The organism is Actinomyces sp. 2119 (genome assembly GCF_003591215.1).
In the GTDB taxonomy this organism is placed as follows: domain Bacteria; phylum Actinomycetota; class Actinomycetes; order Actinomycetales; family Actinomycetaceae; genus Actinomyces; species Actinomyces lilanjuaniae.
The window spans coordinates 1-1,109 of the sequence record NZ_QYRR01000021.1; the positions used below are offsets into that span (position 1 = coordinate 1).

The following is a 1,109-nucleotide window of genomic DNA, read 5'->3' on the forward strand; positions in this document are numbered from 1 at the left end:
CATGTTGTCGGTTGTTGTTTCAGTCCTTGTCGCCCTGGTGGCGCTGGTTGTGGTGGTGGCCGTGGTGCACCGGGGCAGCGGGCCGCGCACCCGTCTGCTCCAGCTGGCCGCCGCATCCATGCTTGTGTCGGTGCTCCTGCGTGAGTACGAGGCGGTCTACGGGGACCAGGTGGTGGTGGACCTGGTCAAGCGCCTGGTGTTCCTGGTGACGATGGTGTCGGTGGCGGTGCTGGTGATGACGTTCCGCCGTGGTGGGCTGTCGCGGCGTGCGGCCTGGCGGGTGGCCGGGGCGGGCGCCGTGCTGGGCGTGGTGGACTGCGTGGCTGCGGCGGCGATGCCGCTGCGTGAGGGCGGCCTGCTCTACTCCTACGACCAGGCGGGGGTCTCGGCCTGGGTGGGGGTCTACTACGGGACCTACGAGGTAGCCCTGGCCGCGATGGCGGTGGCACTGGGCACGGGTGGGGTGTCGGCGCTGGTGCGCCGGGGCCAGCCGGGGGCGGCGCGGGTGTCGCTGGTGCTGCTGGTGGCGGCGGCGGGGCTGACGGTGGTCTACGCGGGCGTGGGCGTGGCCTCGCTGGCGGGGCTGGTCGGGCCCGGGGGCCGGGAGGTGCGTCACGTGCTGTTCCTGGTGGTGCTGGTGCTGATCGTGGTGGCGCTGGCCGTGGGCGGCGTGCGCCGGATCGTGGAGGAGGGCCGCTCGGTGCTGGTGGAGCGCGTGGGCGAGCAGGTGGTGGAGCCGCTGTGGCGGGAGGTCACCCGGGTGCGTCCGGGGGTGCGCCTGTCGGTGGAGGGGCTGTCGGCTGGTGAGCGGGTGGTGCGTCAGGTGGTGGAGACCAACGACGTGCTGCACCTGGTGCGCTACGGGGAGGCCGCTGCGGGGGTGGCCGAGCCCGCCGGCCCGGCGGGCACCGCCGAGCTGGTGGTGGGCCTGGTGGGGCCTGAGGCGGTGCCGCGTCCGCTGGGGTGGTGGGACCGGGTGCTGGTGGGCCTGGGCCGGGTGGTCCTGCCGCGTGACGAGGTCAGTGCCTCCCTGCGCGAGCTCTACGAGCTGCGCCTGGCCCTGGCTCCCTACTACCCCGCACGCACGCGCTAGGCACCGGGGCAGGCCC

At 74.3% G+C, this 1,109-nt stretch carries 1 protein-coding gene; it reads left to right on the top strand.

What is annotated here, in order from left to right:
- A partial coding sequence (locus D4740_RS12660; protein ID WP_119837232.1) for a hypothetical protein occupies window positions 1–1,093 on the top strand: 1,093 nt, incomplete at its 5' end.
- Window positions 1,094–1,109 lie beyond the last annotated feature (16 nt).